18 protein-coding genes are annotated in these 17,586 nt (G+C 73.6%); 6 read left to right on the top strand and 12 right to left on the bottom strand.

The features are described 5' to 3' along the window. Positions 1–137 precede the first annotated feature (137 nt). Positions 138–899 (top strand): lipoyl(octanoyl) transferase LipB, encoded by a 762-nt coding sequence (gene lipB, locus LWC35_RS36835; protein WP_232875137.1) that lies wholly within the window; start codon positions 138–140, stop codon positions 897–899. Between the two features lie 42 nt (positions 900–941). On the opposite strand, the gene LWC35_RS36840 is transcribed toward lipB, so the two are convergent. From LWC35_RS36840 to LWC35_RS36855, 4 genes are all read right to left on the bottom strand, one after another. Continuing rightward, complete coding sequence (locus LWC35_RS36840) at positions 942–3,089, bottom strand: bifunctional polysaccharide deacetylase/glycosyltransferase family 2 protein (RefSeq protein WP_232875138.1); 2,148 nt, start codon at positions 3,087–3,089, stop codon at positions 942–944. 13 nt (positions 3,090–3,102) lie between these two features. After that, entirely contained in the window at positions 3,103–3,894 is a 792-nt protein-coding gene (locus LWC35_RS36845) for a hypothetical protein (RefSeq protein WP_232875139.1), read from the bottom strand. After that, positions 3,891–4,979, bottom strand: coding sequence for a glycoside hydrolase family 18 protein (locus tag LWC35_RS36850; protein WP_232875140.1), 1,089 nt, complete (start codon positions 4,977–4,979; stop codon positions 3,891–3,893). Before LWC35_RS36850 ends, LWC35_RS36845 begins: the two co-directional genes overlap by 4 nt. Positions 4,980–5,157: 178 nt before the next feature. Further along, the gene (locus tag LWC35_RS36855; protein ID WP_232875141.1) at positions 5,158–6,078 is read right to left on the bottom strand and encodes an LLM class F420-dependent oxidoreductase; all 921 of its coding nucleotides are present in this window, start codon (positions 6,076–6,078) and stop codon (positions 5,158–5,160) included. Between the two features lie 90 nt (positions 6,079–6,168). Here LWC35_RS36855 and lipA point away from each other — a divergent pair, with 90 nt between their 5' ends. Both lipA and LWC35_RS36865 read left to right on the top strand, forming a co-directional pair. Then, positions 6,169–7,173, top strand: coding sequence for a lipoyl synthase (gene lipA / locus LWC35_RS36860; protein ID WP_232875142.1), 1,005 nt, complete (start codon positions 6,169–6,171; stop codon positions 7,171–7,173). A gap of 85 nt (positions 7,174–7,258) precedes the next feature. Then, the gene (locus LWC35_RS36865; protein WP_232875143.1) at positions 7,259–7,987 is read left to right on the top strand and encodes a DUF4191 domain-containing protein; all 729 of its coding nucleotides are present in this window, start codon (positions 7,259–7,261) and stop codon (positions 7,985–7,987) included. A gap of 74 nt (positions 7,988–8,061) precedes the next feature. Here LWC35_RS36865 and LWC35_RS36870 read toward each other — a convergent pair whose 3' ends face one another. Beyond that, on the bottom strand, positions 8,062–8,520 hold the full coding sequence (locus tag LWC35_RS36870; RefSeq protein WP_232875144.1) for an RDD family protein: 459 nt from the start codon (positions 8,518–8,520) through the stop codon (positions 8,062–8,064). A 142-nt stretch (positions 8,521–8,662) separates the two neighbouring features. Between LWC35_RS36870 and glnA the strand changes: the two genes are divergently transcribed. Next, positions 8,663–10,084 carry a type I glutamate--ammonia ligase gene (glnA, locus tag LWC35_RS36875; protein WP_232875145.1) on the top strand — a complete coding sequence of 474 codons (1,422 nt, stop codon included), beginning with the start codon at positions 8,663–8,665 and terminating at the stop codon, positions 10,082–10,084. Between the two features lie 298 nt (positions 10,085–10,382). Here glnA and LWC35_RS40710 read toward each other — a convergent pair whose 3' ends face one another. The 4 genes from LWC35_RS40710 to LWC35_RS36895 all read right to left on the bottom strand — a co-directional run bounded on the left by LWC35_RS40710 (position 10,383) and on the right by LWC35_RS36895 (position 13,142). Beyond that, positions 10,383–11,351 carry an EamA family transporter gene (locus LWC35_RS40710; RefSeq protein WP_232875146.1) on the bottom strand — a complete coding sequence of 323 codons (969 nt, stop codon included), beginning with the start codon at positions 11,349–11,351 and terminating at the stop codon, positions 10,383–10,385. Continuing rightward, positions 11,348–11,782, bottom strand: a complete 435-nt coding sequence (locus LWC35_RS36885; RefSeq protein WP_232875147.1) for a GlcG/HbpS family heme-binding protein — start codon at positions 11,780–11,782, stop codon at positions 11,348–11,350. The genes LWC35_RS40710 and LWC35_RS36885 overlap by 4 nt, the downstream gene beginning before the upstream one ends. A gap of 199 nt (positions 11,783–11,981) precedes the next feature. Continuing rightward, positions 11,982–12,410, bottom strand: coding sequence for a nitroreductase family deazaflavin-dependent oxidoreductase (locus tag LWC35_RS36890; protein ID WP_232875148.1), 429 nt, complete (start codon positions 12,408–12,410; stop codon positions 11,982–11,984). A 24-nt stretch (positions 12,411–12,434) separates the two neighbouring features. After that, complete coding sequence (locus LWC35_RS36895) at positions 12,435–13,142, bottom strand: M50 family metallopeptidase (protein WP_232875149.1); 708 nt, start codon at positions 13,140–13,142, stop codon at positions 12,435–12,437. Positions 13,143–13,230: 88 nt separating this feature from the next. On the opposite strand from LWC35_RS36895, the gene LWC35_RS36900 reads away from it, so the two are divergent. Continuing rightward, a complete protein-coding gene (locus LWC35_RS36900) occupies positions 13,231–14,151 on the top strand; it encodes a helix-turn-helix domain-containing protein (RefSeq protein ID WP_232875150.1) in 921 nt (306 codons plus the stop codon). On the opposite strand, the gene LWC35_RS36905 is transcribed toward LWC35_RS36900, so the two are convergent. The 3 genes from LWC35_RS36905 to LWC35_RS36915 all read right to left on the bottom strand — a co-directional run bounded on the left by LWC35_RS36905 (position 14,138) and on the right by LWC35_RS36915 (position 17,073). After that, the gene (locus LWC35_RS36905; RefSeq protein WP_232875151.1) at positions 14,138–15,391 is read right to left on the bottom strand and encodes a M23 family metallopeptidase; all 1,254 of its coding nucleotides are present in this window, start codon (positions 15,389–15,391) and stop codon (positions 14,138–14,140) included. The two genes, LWC35_RS36900 and LWC35_RS36905, sit on opposite strands and share 14 nt — an antisense overlap. Positions 15,392–15,472: 81 nt before the next feature. After that, a complete protein-coding gene (locus LWC35_RS36910; protein WP_232875152.1) occupies positions 15,473–16,102 on the bottom strand; it encodes a LysE family translocator in 630 nt (209 codons plus the stop codon). Between the two features lie 53 nt (positions 16,103–16,155). Continuing rightward, complete coding sequence (locus LWC35_RS36915; RefSeq protein WP_232875153.1) at positions 16,156–17,073, bottom strand: DUF2961 domain-containing protein; 918 nt, start codon at positions 17,071–17,073, stop codon at positions 16,156–16,158. A 118-nt stretch (positions 17,074–17,191) separates the two neighbouring features. Here LWC35_RS36915 and LWC35_RS36920 point away from each other — a divergent pair. Next, positions 17,192–17,586 (top strand): DUF5685 family protein (locus LWC35_RS36920; RefSeq protein ID WP_232875154.1); only part of this gene is annotated, 395 nt, incomplete at its 3' end.

Raw genomic sequence — 17,586 nt, forward strand, 5'->3', positions numbered from 1 at the left:
ACCCAGGGTGCCCTGGTCAGCGGGCGGCGGGCGGCCGCGGCGGTGCGGCGCGCCCTGGACTGAGCGATCGTTGTGGGGTCGCCGTGGTGTGACCACGCCCGCCCTTGCGCGCCGCGACGCGGGCGTACCCTGGGCCGGTGGCCAGCCAGGGAACCTCGTGCCGCCGCTCCCCCAACCCCGTTCGGGTGGACCTGCTCGGCACGGTCGACTACCTCAGCGCCTGGGACGTCCAGCGCGCCAACGCCGAGGCGCGGCGCGCCGGCACCGGACCGGACGTGCTCATGCTCCTCGAGCACCCGTCGGTCTACACCGCGGGCAAGCGGACCCGCCCCGAGGACCGCCCGACGGACGGCTCCCCCGTCATCGACGTCGACCGCGGCGGCCGGATCACCTGGCACGGCCCCGGCCAGCTCGTCGGGTACCCGATCGTCTCGCTCGGCGAGCCCCTCGACGTCGTCGACTACGTGCGGCGGCTCGAGGAGGCGCTGATCGCGGTCTGCCACGGCCTCGGCGTCACCACCGCCGGCCGGGTCGAGGGCCGCAGCGGCGTGTGGCTCCCCGCCGACGACCTGCGCCCCGAGCGCAAGATCGCGGCCATCGGCGTGCGTGTGCAGGGCGGGGTGACGCTGCACGGCTTCGCCCTCAACTGCAACCCGGACCTCACCGAGTTCGGCCGGATCGTGCCCTGCGGGATCACCGACGCCGGCGTGACCTCGCTGTCGGCGGAGCTCGACCGCGAGGTGGTCACGGACGAGGTGCTCGTGAGCGTCACCGACGCGGTGCTCGGGGCCCTGGAGGGCACCCTGCCGGTCCGCGAGCACGTGGTGCCGCGCCGCGAGGAGCCGGTCGCCGCCGGGGTGGCGGGGCTGGACCTGCAGCTGCACCCCTCGCTGCACTGACCCCACGGGGGTGGCGGCGGCCCGCCGCCCCCCCCGACCGGGTCAGACGCCCGCGCCGACCGTCTTCTCCACCGGCGCGCCTCCGAAGTCGCCGGTCCGGCGCAGCTTCTGCCACTTCAGCCGGATGCCCGCCAGCGCGGTCATGATCGACTGGATGAGCACGGCGTACATCAGCTGCCGGTAGACGATCTGCTGGAAGGGCAGCAGCCACAGCACGCCGGTCTTCTCCCGCTCCAGCCGGAACGCGTAGACCGCGGCGAACAGCTGGATCAGCTGGACGCCGCCCCAGGCCGCCAGCGTGGTGACCGGGTCGAGGAAGAACAGCCCGTACACCAGGAACACGTCGACAAGCGGCGCGAGCAGCGGCAGCACCACCTGGAACAGCGCGATGTTGAGCAGGCCCACGCGGCCGAAGTGCCCGGCCGGGCCCCGCGCCACGACCGACGCGCGGTGCTTCCACATCGACTGGATGGTCCCGTAGCTCCAGCGGTAGCGCTGCCGCCACAGCTGGCCCAGCGTGCCCGGTGCCTCGGTCCAGGCGCGGGCGCGCTCCTCGTAGACCACACGCCAGCCGGCCCGGCACAGCGCCATCGTGAGGTCGGTGTCCTCGGCGAGGGTGTCGTCGCTGACGCCGCCGACCTCGAGCAGGGCGCTGCGGCGGAACGCACCGACGGCCCCGGGCACCGTGGTCATGCAGCGCCACAGGTCGTAGACGCGGCGGTCGAGGTTGAACCCCATCACGTACTCGATGTGCTGCCAGCGGGAGACCAGGCCGCGCCGGTTGGCGACCTTCGCGTTGCCCGCCACCGCGCCGACCTCGGGCCGGACGAACGGCTGCACCAGGGTCCCGACCGTCGTCGGCTCGAACACGGTGTCGCCGTCGATCATCACGACGATCTCGTGGCGCGCCGCCCGGATCCCGGCGTTCAGCGCGGCCGGCTTGCCGCCGTTGGGCTGGCGGATCACCCGCACCCCGGGCAGGCCCAGCCGCTCGACGATGTCCGGCGTGCCGTCCGTCGAGCCGTCGTCGACCACGATGATCTCGACGGGATGGTCGCCGGCCACCAGGGAGCGCACCGTGTGCTCGATGCACTCCTTCTCGTTGTAGGCGGGGACCACCACCGAGACCGGGTCGGTGTACCAGGGCCCGCTGCGGTGGCGGGTGGCGAGCCGGCTCTGCTTCGCGTGCCGGCGGGCGACCACGATCATGATCACCAGCCGGGCGACGACGAGTGCGCCGACCAGCAGGAGCAGCCACTCCAGCCCGCGGACGACGGAGGTGGAGACGCCCGCGGCGGCGACGAGGATCGTGCCGAAGGTCCGGTCCCAGACGTCGGCCGGCGTGTTCGCCGTGGGCAGCCCGAGGCCCTCGCTCACCGTGGTGAACCGCCAGCCCTGCGCCTGCAGCTGCGGGATCAGCCGGTCCAGCGCCGCGACGGTCTGCGCACGGTCGCCGCCGGCGTCGTGCAGCAGCAGCGCGCCGCCGGCGTCGGAGCTCGGGGTCGAGGCCTTCTCGATGACGTCGACGCCCTTGCGCTCCCAGTCGCGGCTGTCGAAGTCGGTCAGCGCGGTGACGTACCCGCGCTCGCCGAGCTTCCGGACGACCTCGTACTCGTTGTTGGTGAGCGCGTCGGACCGCGAGGAGTACGGCGGCCGCACCAGGTAGGAGATCTCGCCCGTCGCGCCGGCCAGGGCCAGCTGGGTCAGGGTGAGCTCGCGGTCCAGGCGGCTCGCCGAGGCCTCGGCCAGGTTGGGGTGCGTGAAGGTGTGCAACCCGATCTCGGACCCGGTGGCGCGCATCTCCCGGACCAGGTCGGGGTGCTGCGCGGCCAACGAGCCGAGCACGAAGAAGGTGCCCGGGACCTGGTACTTCTCCAGGACCTCGAGGATCTGCGGGGTCCACTCGGGGTCCGGCCCGTCGTCGAAGGTCAGCGCGATGGTCTTCGCGGGGTAGCTCAGGGTGCGGACCGGGTCGTGGATGGTGTCGACCGCCGAACCGCCGTCGTGGACGGCGACCGGCACCTGGTCGTCCGGGCCGCGGACGAGGTGGCCCTCCGCGTCGGAGGAGGTCTTGGCGGTCAGGACGCCGTTGAGGAGGAGCACGGCGACGAAGGTCGCGAGCACCACCACCGCGACCACGAACTTGCCGACGGAGAACCCGCTCCCGCGCCGGCGGATGCGACTGGGCATGTCCTGCGTGCTCCTAGGCCGGGACGACCGGGGTCGTGGTGGTGGTGACCACCGGGATCGTGGTCGTCGGCACCGTGGTCGGCACCGTGGTGGTGACGACCGGCGGCGGCGTCGTGGCCGGCGGCTTCGTGGTGGTCGGGGGCTTCGTCGTCACCGGCGGCTTCGTCGTGGTCGGCGGCGGGTCCGTGGTCACCGGCGGAGGGGTGGTGGTCTCCGGCGGCGGGGTGGTCGTGGCCGGCGGCGTGTCCGGTCCGCCCTCGGTGTTGGGCGGGGTGTTCGGCGGGGTGTTCGGGTCCGTCGCCGGCGGCGTCGTCGGGCCGGCCGGGGCCGCCGGGTCGACCGGGACCGGGGCGCCCGGCACGGGGGCCCCCGGAACCGGCGCGGCCGGGAGCCCGACGGGCGCGGCGGGCGCGACCGGCGCCGCGGGCAGCCCGGCCAGCGGCGCGAGGACGCCGGCGGCCCCACCGCTCGGGGTGCCGCCGGTGCTCCCCGCCGCGGCGGCGGTGACCACGCCGATCAGGCCGCCCTGGGACGGCGGGGCCTCCGGGCGGAGCTCGCCCTCGGCGTCGTCGGCCGCCTCGGCCTCGGGGGCCGGCAGCAGGTCGCCGAGCACGGGGATGTCCAGCATCGGCGTGCGCTGCCCGGCCGCCAGGCTCGTCCCGACGACGACCAGGAACACCAGGCACATCGAGACCAGCCCGTACACGGCCATCCGGATCCGGCGCTGCCGGCGGCCGGTGCCGTCGACGAACACCGGGCCCCGTTCGGGGGCCTCCCGGGAAACGAGGGTGTCGTCGTCGCTCATCGGGGACCTTCCTCGGGGGACGCGGCCGCCGCGTCACGGGCGGCCAGGGTGAAGGCGAAGGGCGACTGCGCGATGCCGCTGCAGTCGTAGGAGGCGGTGGGGCGGTCGGGGCAACCGCCGTTGTCGCGGCCGACGGACCAGAAGCCGACGGTGCCGAGGCCGCGCTCGCGGGCGTCGCGCACCACGGCGCCGGCGTCGTCGAGCGTGGTGACGGCGCCGAGGTCGGTGCGGCCGAGCATGAACACGACACCGGTGCGGGCGGCGACCGACGCCTCGTCGGCCCGGGACCAGACCTCACCGAGCTGGTCGAGGACGGTGTCGGTGGCGCCGGTCATCGCGTCGGCCCACGACCCGGTGTACGGGAAGTTCATGACCATGGCGTCGACGTGGGCGTCGACACCGGCCGCGTCGGCCGCCCGGACGAGGTCGACGGCGGCGGCGGTGAGCCCGCGCTCGGCGTCGTCGACCTTGAGGGTCAGGGTGACGGTGGCGTGCCGCTCGTCCTGCACGGTCCGCAGCGCCTCGACGACCGTGGCGACGGGGACGTCCTCCTCGACGTCGACGACGAGGGCGGTGCTGCCGACCGCGTCGAGCGCCTCGCCGTAGGCGCGGGCCAGGGACGGCGCGTCGGGGCAGGCGCTCTCCAGGTACGAGCCCGTGGCGCCGCCGGTGGCGACGGCGACCGCGCCGCCGCGGCCGGTCAGGTCGCGCGCGGCCGCCACGACGGCCGGGGCGGTGACGGGCTGGGTGCCGCCCCAGGTCGGCGTGCAGCCGCCGGGGCCGGCGAGGACGAAGCCGAGGACGGCGTCGGTGACCCCGCTGGCGTCGGCCATGGCCGGGAGCGGGGAGGGCACGAGCGAGGCGTCGACGTACGGCTGCAGCCGCGTGCCGGCGGCGGTCGTGGCGGTCGTGGCGGTCGTGGTGGCGGTCTGGGCGGGGGCGGCGGCGCCGCCGGGGGTGCCCTCGCCCGCCGCCGGCGCCGTCCCGCACGCCGCGAGGAGCAGCGCCGGGAGGGCGAGCAGGGCGAGCAGGGCCGAACGGCGCCCTGGGCCGGGGTGCGTACGCACGAGCAGGTGTTCCCTCATCAGGTGAACCAGTACTACGGATGGCCTACTGCGTTAGCCCGAAGGTTCACGCAGGGTGGCCAACTCTTGCGTCTGGCAATCGACCGAGGGAACGCGTCCGTTACGGACCGTTCATCACAGAGTGATGACGACGCGACGAGGCGCGCCGACCGGTCCCCGTGCGGGGACCAGAGGCGGGTCAGAGGAGGTGCGCGGCGATCAGCTCGAGGTGGTCGAGGTCGCCGAGGTCCAGCACCTGGAGGTACACGCGGGTGATGCCGGTCCGCTCCGCCCACCGGCCGAGCCGGTCGGCGACCTCCTCCGGGGACCCGGCGAGCCCGTTCGCGCGCAGCTCGTCGGCGTCGCGGCCGATGGCCAGGGCGCGGGCCCTCACCTGCTGCTCCGTCCGGCCCACGCAGACCACCTGCGCGATGGAACGGACGATCTCCTTCGGGTCCCGGCCCGCGGCGGCGCACGCCTCGTCGACCCGGCCGAACTGCGCGGCGACCTCGTCCATCGAGGAGAACGGCACGTTGAACTCGGACGCGAAACGGGCGGCCAGCTGCGGGGTGCGGCGCCTGCCCTTCCCGCCGACGATCACCGGCGGGCCGGGCTGCTGGACGGGCTTCGGCAGCGCGGGCGAGTCCGTGACGGTGTAGTGGTCCCCGGAGTACTCGAAACGCTCCCCCGGCAGGGTGCCCCAGAGCCCGGTGACGATCTCGAGCTGCTCGGTGAGGATGTCGAAGCGCTCGCGCAGCCGCGGGAACGGGATGCCGTAGGCGGCGTGCTCGGCCTCGAACCAGCCCGTGCCCAGGCCCAGCTCGACCCGGCCGCCGGACATCCGGTCGACCTGCGCCACCGAGACCGCGAGCGGCCCGGGCAGCCGGAAGGTGGCCGACGACACCAGCGTGCCCAGCCGGATCCGGGCCGTCTCGCGGGCCAGCCCGGCGAGGGTCAGCCAGGCGTCGGTCGGACCGGGCTCGCCGCTGCCGCCCATGGCGAGGTAGTGGTCGGAGCGGAAGAAGGCGTCGAAGCCGGCCTCCTCGGCGGTCCTGGCGACCCGGAGGAGGTCGTCGTAGTCGGCACCCTGCTGCGGTTCGGTGAAGATCCGGAGGTCCACGGCGGGCCACGCTAGCCGGGTCCGCGACGCGCCGCCGGACCACCGGCGAGACGGGCGTCACGCCTGATCCCGGGGCGTAGGCTGGTCGCCGTGACGATCGCTCCCGAGGGCCGCAAGCTGCTCCGCCTCGAGGTCCGCAACGCCGAGACCCCGATCGAGCGCAAGCCGGAGTGGATCCGCACCAAGGCCCGCACCGGCCCGCAGTACACCGAGCTCAAGGGCCTGGTCCGCGCCGGCGGCCTGCACACCGTGTGCGAGGAGGCCGGCTGCCCCAACATCTACGAATGCTGGGAGGACCGCGAGGCCACCTTCCTCATCGGCGGCGAGCAGTGCACCCGGCGCTGCGACTTCTGCCAGATCGACACCGGCAAACCCGCCGAGCTGGACCGCGACGAGCCCCGCCGGGTCGCCGAGTCCGTGCACCAGATGGGGCTGCGCTACTCCACCGTCACCGGCGTGGCCCGCGACGACCTGGAAGACGGCGGCGCCTGGCTCTACGCCGAGACGGTCCGCCAGATCCACACCCTGAACCCCGGCACCGGCGTCGAGCTGCTCATCCCGGACTTCAACGCCCGCCCCGAGCAGCTCGCCGAGGTCTTCGCCGCCCGCCCCGAGGTGCTCGCGCACAACCTCGAGACCGTCCCGCGGATCTTCAAGCGCATCCGCCCCGCGTTCCGCTACGAGCGCTCCCTGGACGTCCTGACCGCCGCGCGCGAGGACGGGCTGGTCACCAAGTCCAACCTCATCCTCGGCATGGGCGAGACCCCCGACGAGGTCACCGAGGCACTCGCCGACCTGCACGACGCCGGCTGCGAGATCATCACGATCACCCAGTACCTGCGCCCCTCGAAGCGCCACCACCCCGTCGAGCGGTGGGTCAAGCCCGAGGAGTTCGTCGCGCACGCCGAGACCGCCGAGAAGATCGGCTTCGCCGGCGTCATGGCCGGCCCGCTGGTGCGCTCCTCCTACCGGGCCGGGCGGCTCTACGCCCAGACCGTCGCCCACCGCGGCCAGGAGCTCTCCCCCGAGCTCGCCCACCTCGCCGCCGAGGCCCCGGCCGCCCAGGAGGCGCGCTCCCTGCTCGCCCGCGGCTGAGCGGGGCGGGCTCTCCCGGGCGCTCCGGGGCGCTCGCCCCGATCCTCGCGGCGCGCCCCGGCCTGCTCGACGTATCCTGGCCCGCATGGCCGGCAAGCCCGACAAGGAGACCCAGAAGCGCCTGAAGGCGGAGAAGCGCGCGGCGTCGAAGCAGCGGCGTGCGCAGATCTGGCAGGCGTTCCAGATGCAGCGCAAGCAGGACAAGCTCCTGCTGCCGCTGATGATCGGGTCGGTGGTGGGCGCGGCCGTGGTCGCGTTCCTGATCGGGCTGATCTTCGGCCTGCAGTGGATCTTCCTGGTCTTCGGTGTCGCGATCGGTGTGATGGCCGCGATCAGCATCTTCGGCCGTCGCGTCCAGAGCAGCGTCTACGCGCAGGCCGACGGCCAGCCGGGTGCCGCGGGCTGGGCGCTCGACCAGCTGCGCGGCCAGTGGCGGGTGACCCAGGGCGTCGCCGGCACCACCCACCTCGACGCGGTGCACCGGGTCGTCGGCCGGCCGGGCGTCGTCCTCGTGGCCGAGGGCGCGCCGCACCGGGTCAAGTCGCTGTTGGCGCAGGAGAAGAAGCGCACCGCGCGGGTCGTCGGCCAGACCCCGATCTACGACGTCGTCGTGGGCAACGAGGAGGGCCAGATCCCCCTCAAGGGCCTGCAGCGGCACCTCATGAAGCTGCCGCGCAACATCAGCGCCGCCGAGATGGAGTCCCTCGACGCCCGGCTCGCCGCGCTCGGCAACCGCGCCGCCGCGCTGCCCAAGGGCCCGATGCCCCAGGGCGCGAAGATGCGCAGCGTCCAGCGCACCGTGCGCCGCCGCTGACACCGGCGCACCTCGGCAGCCACCGCGGCCGGGACCCGGTCGGGTCCCGGCCGCGGTCGTTCTCGGGGCTCCGGTCAGGCCCGGGTGCGGATCACGATCGTCTGCGAGGCCCGGTCGTGCCAGCCCCGGCCGTCCGCGTCCCGGACCACGGCCGGGAGCACCAGGCCGAGCAGGACCGTGCGCAGGATCGCCCGGAACCCGACCGTCGCGGCCAGGTCCACGCGGGCGACCCGGATGCCGACGGCGACCATCCCCGGCGTCATGCCGAAGAGGGCGGTCGGGATCACGGTCAGCACGAACCAGACGGCCCACACCCACCAGCCGATGCTGGTCCCGCCCAGCGCGTCGAGGCCCATCACGGCCAGGGTGAGCACGTACGCGAGCAGCCAGTCGACCGTGACGCCGACCAGCCGCCTGCCGAACCCGGCGACCGCACCCACACCCACCGCCGGGAGGCCGAACCGCTCACCCGGGTGGCCCTGGTCGTGCGCGGACGGTGAACCGGCCGTCCAGGAGTCGAGGAACCCCGCCATGACCCCTACCCTAGTTGTCCCATGTGAGAGAGGACGCGATCCAGGCCCGTTAACGTCTGTGAAACCCGCGAGTGATGAACGGGCAACACGGCGGCCATACCGTCGCGGCCAATCCAGAGGACGATCGAAGGAGCCAGCGCGCGTGTTCAACAACTCCGAAGAGGTACTCAAGTACATCTCGGACGAGAAGGTCGAGTACGTCGACATCAGGTTCTGCGACCTGCCCGGCGTGATGCAGCACCTCACCGTCCCCGCCTCCACCGCCGGTGACCTGCTCGAGAACGGCGCCGCCTTCGACGGCTCCTCGGTCCGCGGGTTCCAGGCCATCAACGAGTCGGACATGGCCCTGCTGCCCGACGCGGCGACGGCCCGGCTGGACCCGTTCCGCAAGCACCGGACCCTCAACATCAACTTCTTCGTGCACGACCCGATCACGGGCGAGCCGTACTCCCGCGACCCGCGCAACATCGCGCGCAAGGCGGAGGAGTACCTGGCCGCGTCGGGCATCGCGGACACCGCCTACATGGCGCCCGAGGCCGAGTTCTACATCTTCGACTCGATCCGCTTCGGCTCGAACCCGCACGAGACCTACCACCACATCGACTCCTCCGAGGGCTGGTGGAACACCGGCCGCGAGGAGGAGGGCGGCAACCTCGGCTACAAGGTCAACTACAAGGGCGGGTACTTCCCCGTGCCGCCGGTGGACCACTACGCCGACCTGCGCGCCGACATCGTGTCGACGATGATCGACTCCGGGTTCACCGTGGAGCGCGAGCACCACGAGGTCGGCACCGCCGGCCAGGCGGAGATCAACTACAAGTTCGACACGCTGCTCCACGCCGCGGACGACATCATGCTGTTCAAGTACATCGTCAAGAACGTGGCCTGGCAGGCGGGCAAGACCGCCACCTTCATGCCGAAGCCGCTCTTCGGCGACAACGGCTCGGGCATGCACGTGCACCAGTCGCTGTGGAAGGACGGCCAGCCGCTGTTCCACGACGAGTCCGGCTACGGCGGGCTCTCGGACACCGCGCGCTACTACATCGGTGGCCTGCTCCACCACGCGCCGTCGCTGCTGGCCTTCACCAACCCGACGGTGAACTCCTTCCACCGCCTGGTCCCGGGCTTCGAGGCGCCGGTCAACCTGGTGTACTCGGCCCGCAACCGCTCGGCCTGCATCCGGATCCCGCTGTCCGGCGACAGCCCCAAGGCCAAGCGCATCGAGTTCCGCTGCCCCGACTCGTCCGGCAACCCGTACCTCGCCTTCTCGGCGATGCTGATGGCGGGCCTCGACGGCATCAAGAACAAGATCGAGCCGCCGGCGCCGATCGACAAGGACCTCTACGAGCTCCCGCCGGAGGAGGCCAAGGACATCGCGCAGGTCCCGGCCTCGCTCGGTGCGGTCATCGACAAGCTCGAGGAGGACCACGACTACCTGCTCGAGGGCGGCGTGTTCACCCCGGACCTGATCGAGACCTGGATCTCGTACAAGCGGGAGAACGAGATCGACCCGCTGCGGCTGCGCCCGCACCCGTACGAGTTCGCGCTGTACTACGACGTCTGATCGCGACATCGCGACCTGACCTGCGGGTACGCGGTCAGGCCGCGGCGGTCGGATGGTCGGCCCAGGCGACGGCCCGTGCTCCCCTTCCGCGGGGGTGGCGGGCCGTCGCCGCGCTCTCGGCACCGAGTTCTCGGCACCGAGTTCTCGGCACCGTGTTCTCGGCACCGTGTTCTCGGCACCGTGTTCTCGGCACCGTGTTCTCGGCACCGCGTTCTCGGCACCGTGTTCTCGGCACCGTGTTCTCGGCACCGCGTTCTCGGCACCGTGTTCCTCGGCGCCGTACCCGCCGCGGTCGCCCTCAGGGCTCCGCGAGGCCCGCGGGGCGGGAGCGGGTCAGCGCCACCCCCAGCAGGATCAGCGCTCCCCCGGCCAGCTGGATCGCCGCGGGGACCTCGCCCAGCAGCAGCCAGCTCGCCACCGCGGAGGCGACGACCTCCAGCAGCGCGACGAGCGAGCCGCGGGCCGCCCCGATCCGCCGGATCGCGAGCACGCCGGTCAGGTAGGCCACGACCGTGGAGACCAGCACGAGCAGGCCGGCGGCGACCACCCAGCCGACGTCGACGCCGGCGAGGACCACCGGCCCGTCGGGCGGCGTGGTCACCACCAGGGGCAGCAACCCGGTCAGGCCCAGCACCGCCACCACGACGGTGCCCACGGCCATCCCGGTGCCGGCCAGCACCAGCGGCGGCGTCGCGGCGCCCGCGCGGTCGGCGAGCAGGAAGTAGCTCGCCTGGCAGACCGCGGCGGCCAGCCCCCACGCCAGACCGGCCGGCGGCACCGCGGTGCCCGACCAGATCTGCACCACCAGCAGCAGCCCGGCGATCGCGACGGCCGCGCCCACCAGGGTCCGGCCGCTCGGCGGCTGCCGGCGCACCACCCACACCCAGGCGATGACCAGCACCGGGCCCAGGTACTCGAGCAGCAGCGCGATGCTCACCGGCATGTACCGGACGGCGTTGAAGAACGCGACCTGCACGCCGGCCATCGCCATCAGCCCGTAGAGCAGCAGGGCCGGGGCGTCGGAGCGCAGCGCGGCCAGCACCCCGGGCCGGGTCACGGCCAGCAGCACCAGCACGACGACGGCCGACCCGCCGATCCGGACGAGGGCCGCCCCCGCGGAGGACCAGCCGGCGTCGATCAACGCCTTCGCGAACGGGCCGGAGAGCCCGAACGACACGGCCGAGGCGACCGCGAACACGAGACCGACCTGCGTGGCGCGGCCGGCGGGGTCGGCGGGGCGGTGCGCGGCGTCGCCCCCGGTGGTCACTCCGCGCCGGTGACCGCGACGAGCCCAGCGGCCTGGATGCCGGCGACGGCGGCGGCCTCGTCGTTGAGCGAGGCGTCGCCGGTCACGCCGACGGCGCCCAGCAGCGTGCCCTCACCGTCGCGGACGAACACCCCACCCGGCACGGAGAAGATCTTCCCGCCGGCGAGGTTCGCCACCGAGGTGAAGAACTCGGGCGAGTCCGCGGCACGGGCGGCGATGGCGCGGTTGGTCATGCCCAGCGCCAGCACGCCGTTGGCCTTGGCGACGGCCAGGTCCGGCCGCAGGTAGCCGGAGCCGTCCTGGCGGGCGAGGGCGACGATCGCCCCGCCCGGGTCCAGGACGGCGACGGTCAGCGGGTTGAAGCCCTGCTCGGTGCCGTGCGCGAGGGCGGCGTCGACGATCGTGCGGGCCTGCTCCAACGAGATGCTCACGAGACCCGAGCCTGTCAGACGTCCGGTCGCGCCGCCGACCCGGATCCGGGCTCTTCCTCGGCTCCCGCACCCTGCCAGGTCCCGCACCCCCGCCCGGGCGCCCTCCCCCACCCGAACTCCGCGCCCCGGACCCCGCATCGACGGATGTGCCGGCGACCAGTGGTCGGGGGCTCCGGGGGTTCCGCTCGGAGGCGGCCGGTCAGGCGGCGGGCTTGAGGGCGAAGATCGGGATGGTGCGGATTCCGTCGGTCTTCTTCTCGTAGTCGCCGAAGCCCGGGGCGGCGGCCTTGATCTCCTCCCACTTGCGGTCCCGCTCCGGACCGGTGAGCTCCTCGGCCTCCACGGTCAGCTCGCGGACGCCCTCGGGGGTGCCGAGGTCGACGGAGATCCGGGGGTTGGCCTTGAGGTTGTGGTACCAGGCGGGGTGCGACGGGGCACCGGCGGCGGAGGCGACGATCAGGTACCGGCCGTCGTCCTCGAAGTACACGAGCGGGCTGGTGCGGACCTGGCCGGACTTGGCACCGACGTGGTGGACCAGGATCATCGGCGCGCCCTCGAAGGGCGGGCCGACCTTCCCGTCGTTCTCCTTGAACTCACGGATGACGCGGCTGTTGAAGTCCTCGGGCACGGCGTTCCTCTCGGTCGATCACGCTCAGGGCATGAAGACGATCACGGCAGCGGCCAGTGTGGCCCCCAGCCCGATCAAGCCGAACACCCCCGCCCACATTCCGCCCGGCACCCCCGTGATCGCGGCCAGCTGGTCGGCGTCGGAGGTCGTGGTGCGGCGCCGGCGGCGGCTGCGCTGCAGCTCCCGCACCGCCCGCAGCCCCCCGAACAGCAGGAACCAGCACAGCGCGGCCGCGAACCCGGCGCGCCAGTCCGGCGGCGCCCACGTCGCGACCACCCCCAGGACCGCACCCGTCACGAGCACGGCGAACGCCCCGTACAGGTTGCGGATGTAGACCAGCGTCGCGACCAGCAGCGCCACGCCGAGCCACAGCAGCGCGCTCGTGTACCCGTTCGCGACGAGCGCGGCCCCGCCCAGGCCGAGCAGCGGCGGGAAGACGTACCCGGCGAGGAACATCAGCACCACGCCCGGGCCCCGGCCGGCCCCCGTCGAGTGGGTGACGCCGGAGGTGTCCGAGTGCAGCCGGATGCCGGTGAGCCCGCGCCCGACCAGCACGGCGACGACGGCGTGTCCACCCTCGTGCGCGATCGTCACGACCGTCCTGGTCAGCCGCCAGGACACCGTCCACAGCACCACGAGCAGCGCCGCGGCCGCCGCGGCGAGCTCGGCGGGGCGTGCGGTGAGGCCGTCCACGATCGCGTCGACCACGCCCTGGACCTCGGATGGCAGCACCCGCCGAGTGTGGCAGCGCCGCCTGTGGGCGGGCTGAGTACCCGAATATCTTGACCTTCCAGCCGCTGGAACCTCGAAGGTGGATCCCGTGACCGCGACGCACGACGGGACGGACCGCACCCTGATGACGATCGGGCAGCTCGCCCGGCGCTCGGGGGTGCCCGTCCGCACCATCCGCTTCTGGTCGGACGAGGGCGTGCTGCCCGAGACCGACCGGACCGCCGCCGGTTACCGGCGGTACGACGCGGCCGCCGTGGCCCGGCTCGATCTCGTCCGCACCCTGCGGGAGCTCGGGATGGGGCTGGACGACGTGCGGGAGGTGCTGCTGCGTCGCCGTCGCGTCGGCGAGGTGGCCGCCGCGCACGTGCGGGCCATCGACGAACGGATCCGCGCCCTGCGGGTGCAGCGTGCCGTGTGCACGCTGCTCGCCCGCGACGGCAGGGATCCCGCACCGAGGGAGCTGAGAGTGATGAACGACCTGGCCAGGCTGTCCGCCGAGGAGCGGCAGCGGATGATCGACGAGTTCGTGGCGGAGGCCTTCGCCGGCACCGACCCGGACGCGCCCGGCGCCGGCATCGCCTCCGCGATGCGCACGATGCCGGCCGAGCTGCCGGACGACCCGTCGACCGAGCAGGTGGAGGCGTGGGTCGAGCTGGCCGACCTCGTCGCCGACCCGGACTTCCGGGCCCGGGTCCGGGAGATGGCCGTCGCGGGGTCGGAGGCCCCCACACCGCCGCCCTTCGACCCGGCGCAGGTCCTGGAGCACGCCGGTGCCGCGCTGCGGGAGGGCGTCGACCCCGCCTCCCCGGAGGCGGCCGCGGTGCTGGAGCGGATCGGCGTCGGCGAGACGGCCGACCGGGCCGCGCTGGCGGCCACGGTCGACACCTTCGCCGACCGGCGCGTGGAGCGGTACTGGACCCTGCTCGGGCGGCTCAACGGCTGGCCGGAGCGCCCGCCGACCGTCCCGGCCTTCGAGTGGTTCGCCGCCGCCCTGCTCAGCAGAAGGTGACGACGTTGCGGTCGAGCGGCATCTGGCCCCGCCGCTCGCTCGTGTCGGTCGACGCCGTGTACGGCAGCTCCGGGGTGGGCTGCTCGGCGAGCACGTCGTCCCAGATCCGCTCGGTGACCTGACCGTCCACCCGCAGGCACTCGAAGGCGAACGGGGTGCTGTCCGTCGGGAAGAACGTCGGCTCCGTGTTGACCTGGAAGTGCAGGTGCGGGGCCGTCGAGTTGCCGGAGCTGCCGATGTGGCCCAGCACGTCCCCCTTCTTCACCTGCTGCCCGGTCTTCACCGCGACGGAGTCCTTCTTGAAGTGCGCGTACATCACGTACACCCCCGGCGCGATCATCAGCGTCACGTGGTTGCCGACGGTCTCGACGATCGGCGGGATCGGCGGCGGCTGCGGCAGGGACGTGGTGTCGGAGAACCCGTCCGTCGCGTCCACGACCACTCCGTCCGCGACCGCCAGCGCCGGCCGGTCGAAGGCGAGGAAGTTCGTGATCTTCGAGGGGTCGTCCACCCAGGCGCGGTGCTGGTCGTCGAGCAGGTACCAGTCGATGGCGTAGCGCTGCGGGACCAGCAGCCGTCCGTTGATCGGGGCGAGCCCGCGGCGATGGTGGGTGTCGTCGACGCAGCAGCCGTCGCTGGCGTACCACGGACCGCCCTGGAGCGGCGGGCCCAACACGGGAGCCACGGCGGCGCTCACCGGCACCGAGCCGGTGTCCACCTCCGTGGCGGGCCCGCCGCCGATCGAGCCGCTGACCCGGTGGGTCAAGGCGGTCGGCACCGAAGTCGATCCAGCCCGGTCGAACAGGACGTCCAGCCAGACGACCGCGGTGCCGCCGGCGGGGATCGATGCCGCGGACGCGGTGGGATCACCGACGCCCTCGTCCCCCGTCTGCGCGGCGAGCAGGTTGGACTGGGCCGCCAGCTCGGGTCCGCTCAAGGAGAGCACGACCTCCTGGTCCGCCAGGACGTCGATCTTGCGCAGGGTGAACGGCGCCGGCGTGACGTCGGTGAGCAGCAGCTCGTACGTGACGTGGGTCTTGCCGTCCGTCCCCAGGACGGGCGCCGGGGTGGTCACCGTGGTGGCCGACAGCGGCGTGAACTTCGTGGCCGGGGCGATGCCACCGGCCGGCACGGCGGGCGGTCGGAGCTGCTGGGCGGTCTCCGCCGGCGCGCTCGCGCACCCGGCGACGACCAGCAGGAGCAGAGCGCCGGCGACTACGCCGATCCGACGAGCAGGCATACGCACTCCCGGGGTCATCCCCGACCCGCACACAGCCTAAGAGGTCCTGCTCCCGGGGAGAAGGGGAGCAAGGTCCGGTGATCAGTCGTGCCGGCCGGTGAGGGCCAGCCCGACACCCATCCCGACGAGCACCAGCCCGCCCGCGCCGCCCATCCGGCGCAGGCGGGCCGGGCTCGTCGCGAACCAGTCCCGCGCCGCGCCCGCGGCGAGACCCCAGGCCGAGTCCAGCACCGCCGCCGTCAGGCAGAAGAGCAGGCCGAAGACCAGCAGCTGCACGGACGGGTTCGGCGCCTGCGGCCCGACGAACCCCGGCAGCACGGCGGCGAAGAAGACCAGCGCCTTCGGGTTCGTCATCCCCACGAGCACGCCCTGCAGGTACAGGCGCCGGTCGGCACCGGGCGCGCCGAGCGCCGCCACGAGGTCGCCCCGTCTCCGGACGGTGTGCACACCCAGCGAGACGAGGTAGGCGGCGCCCGCGAGCTTGATCACCGTGAACACCTCGGCCGACGCCGCCGCCACGGCGCCCAGCCCCAGCGCGACGACCACCACCAGCACGGCGACGCCCGTCGTGTTGCCCGCGACGCTGGTCAGCGCGGCGCGGCGGCCGTGCGCGAGGGCGCGGCCCACGATGAACAGCACACTCGGACCGGGAATCGCCACGAGCACCAGCGACGCGGCCAGGAAGGCGAGGATCGCGCCGGTCGAGGGCATGCCGGGACCGTAGGGTCGCGGATCGTGCCTTCGCCACGGATTTGGCGGTGCCGTCACTGGTAGTAGAGGAGGCCCCAGCAGAGCGTGTCGCCGGTGGTACAGGCGGGCTCGGGCAGCGACCGGACCACGGCCGAGCTCGTGAAGGGGATCCCGCCCCACTTCGACCACAGGTCGGTGGCCATGCCCACCACGTTCACGTTGCCGGCCGGCCGGTCCGTGCCGACGTAGCTGTGGACGCTGGTCCCGAAGTCACGGCGGCCGTGGAAGTACCACCCGCTGTCGAACCAGTCCTCCGTGCCCGTCGCCTCGATCTGCGGGGTGGGCTCGCCGTCGACCGCGACCGAGAAGTTGCGCTCCAGCCAGGACAGGTTGGTGGCGCCGACCCCGCCGACGTAGGAGTGGTGGACGATCGAGCCGGGACCGCCCGTGATCTGCGCGAGGGTGGTGGTCGAGGCGGCCGTGCGGGTGACCTTCTGGTCGACGTACCGCGCGCCCTGGCCGCGCAACCGTCGCCCGGCGGCCTCGTCGGTCGAGGTCAGGCCGTACGTGGCCATCGCGTAGATGCTCGCGGTCTGCCCGGCGTCGATGTTGAGGTAGGCGATCCTGATCGAGCTCCCGAAGGGCAGGGGGTAGGTCGACAGGAACGCCGTCTGGTAGCTCGCGCTGTCGATCTCGACGTGCAGGTGCTGACACGAGTGGCTGGTGTTCGCGCTGCCGGCGCCCCAGTGCGTCGCCAGCAGGGTCCCCGTGTCGAGGTCGATCGCGGGCGTCGGCGCGTTGTCGTAGAAGACCCGCAGCCGCGCGTCGAGGGCCGGGGCGTTGCCGCCGCCGAGCGCCATCCAGAGCGAGACGACGACCCCGGGACCGGTCCGGGCGAACACCGTGCGCTCCGTGTTCGGCGGTACCTGGACGTTCTCGAGCTTGTCGATCCGGAGCTTCCCCTGCCGCAGCGAGGCCAGCGGGTTCGCCATCGCTCGTCCCCCGTCCGCGGAACCGCCCCCGTCGACCGTCCCGAGGCTACTGAGGACCCGCGCGCCGGGGAAGGCCGGCGCGCACCGAGCGCCGGGCCGGCCCGCTACGATCCGCCGCGTGTTCGGCATGGTCCGGCCCTGCCGGCACACCCTCTCGCCCGTCCTGCGCGCCGAGTGGATCGGTCACCTCTGCGGGCTCTGCTACGCGCTGCGCGACGAGCACGGCCAGGCCGCGCGGATCGCCACCAACTACGACGGGCTGCTGATCTCCGTCCTGCTCGACGCCCAGTCCCCCGCTGCGCCTCGCCGTCGCACCGCCGGGCCCTGCCCGCTGCGTGGCATGCGCACCGCACGGGTCGCGACCGGTGACGGCGCCCGGCTCGCGGCCGCGGTGAGCCTGGTGCTGGCGTCGGCGACCCTGGCCGACCACGTCGTCGACCGGGACGGCGCCTTCGCCCGGCGCCCGGTCGCGGCGGCGGCCCGGCGGCTGGCGGCCGGGTGGGCCGGGCCGCC

Origin of the sequence: Pseudonocardia kujensis, assembly GCF_021283305.1 — a bacterium.
GTDB classification, from domain to species: domain Bacteria; phylum Actinomycetota; class Actinomycetes; order Mycobacteriales; family Pseudonocardiaceae; genus Pseudonocardia; species Pseudonocardia kujensis.

What these genes read in the sequence shown, in the direction of transcription:
- LWC35_RS36840 (WP_232875138.1), bottom strand. Translation starts at nt 3,089, where the DNA reads ATGCCCAGTCGCATCCGCCGGCGCGGGAGCGGGTTCTCCGTCGGCAAG.
- LWC35_RS36845 (WP_232875139.1), bottom strand. Translation starts at nt 3,894, where the DNA reads ATGAGCGACGACGACACCCTCGTTTCCCGGGAGGCCCCCGAACGGGGC.
- LWC35_RS36850 (WP_232875140.1), bottom strand. Translation starts at nt 4,979, where the DNA reads ATGAGGGAACACCTGCTCGTGCGTACGCACCCCGGCCCAGGGCGCCGT.
- LWC35_RS36865 (WP_232875143.1), top strand. Translation starts at nt 7,259, where the DNA reads ATGGCCGGCAAGCCCGACAAGGAGACCCAGAAGCGCCTGAAGGCGGAG.
- LWC35_RS36870 (WP_232875144.1), bottom strand. Translation starts at nt 8,520, where the DNA reads ATGGCGGGGTTCCTCGACTCCTGGACGGCCGGTTCACCGTCCGCGCAC.
- LWC35_RS36905 (WP_232875151.1), bottom strand. Translation starts at nt 15,391, where the DNA reads ATGCCTGCTCGTCGGATCGGCGTAGTCGCCGGCGCTCTGCTCCTGCTG.
- LWC35_RS36910 (WP_232875152.1), bottom strand. Translation starts at nt 16,102, where the DNA reads ATGCCCTCGACCGGCGCGATCCTCGCCTTCCTGGCCGCGTCGCTGGTG.
- LWC35_RS36915 (WP_232875153.1), bottom strand. Translation starts at nt 17,073, where the DNA reads ATGGCGAACCCGCTGGCCTCGCTGCGGCAGGGGAAGCTCCGGATCGAC.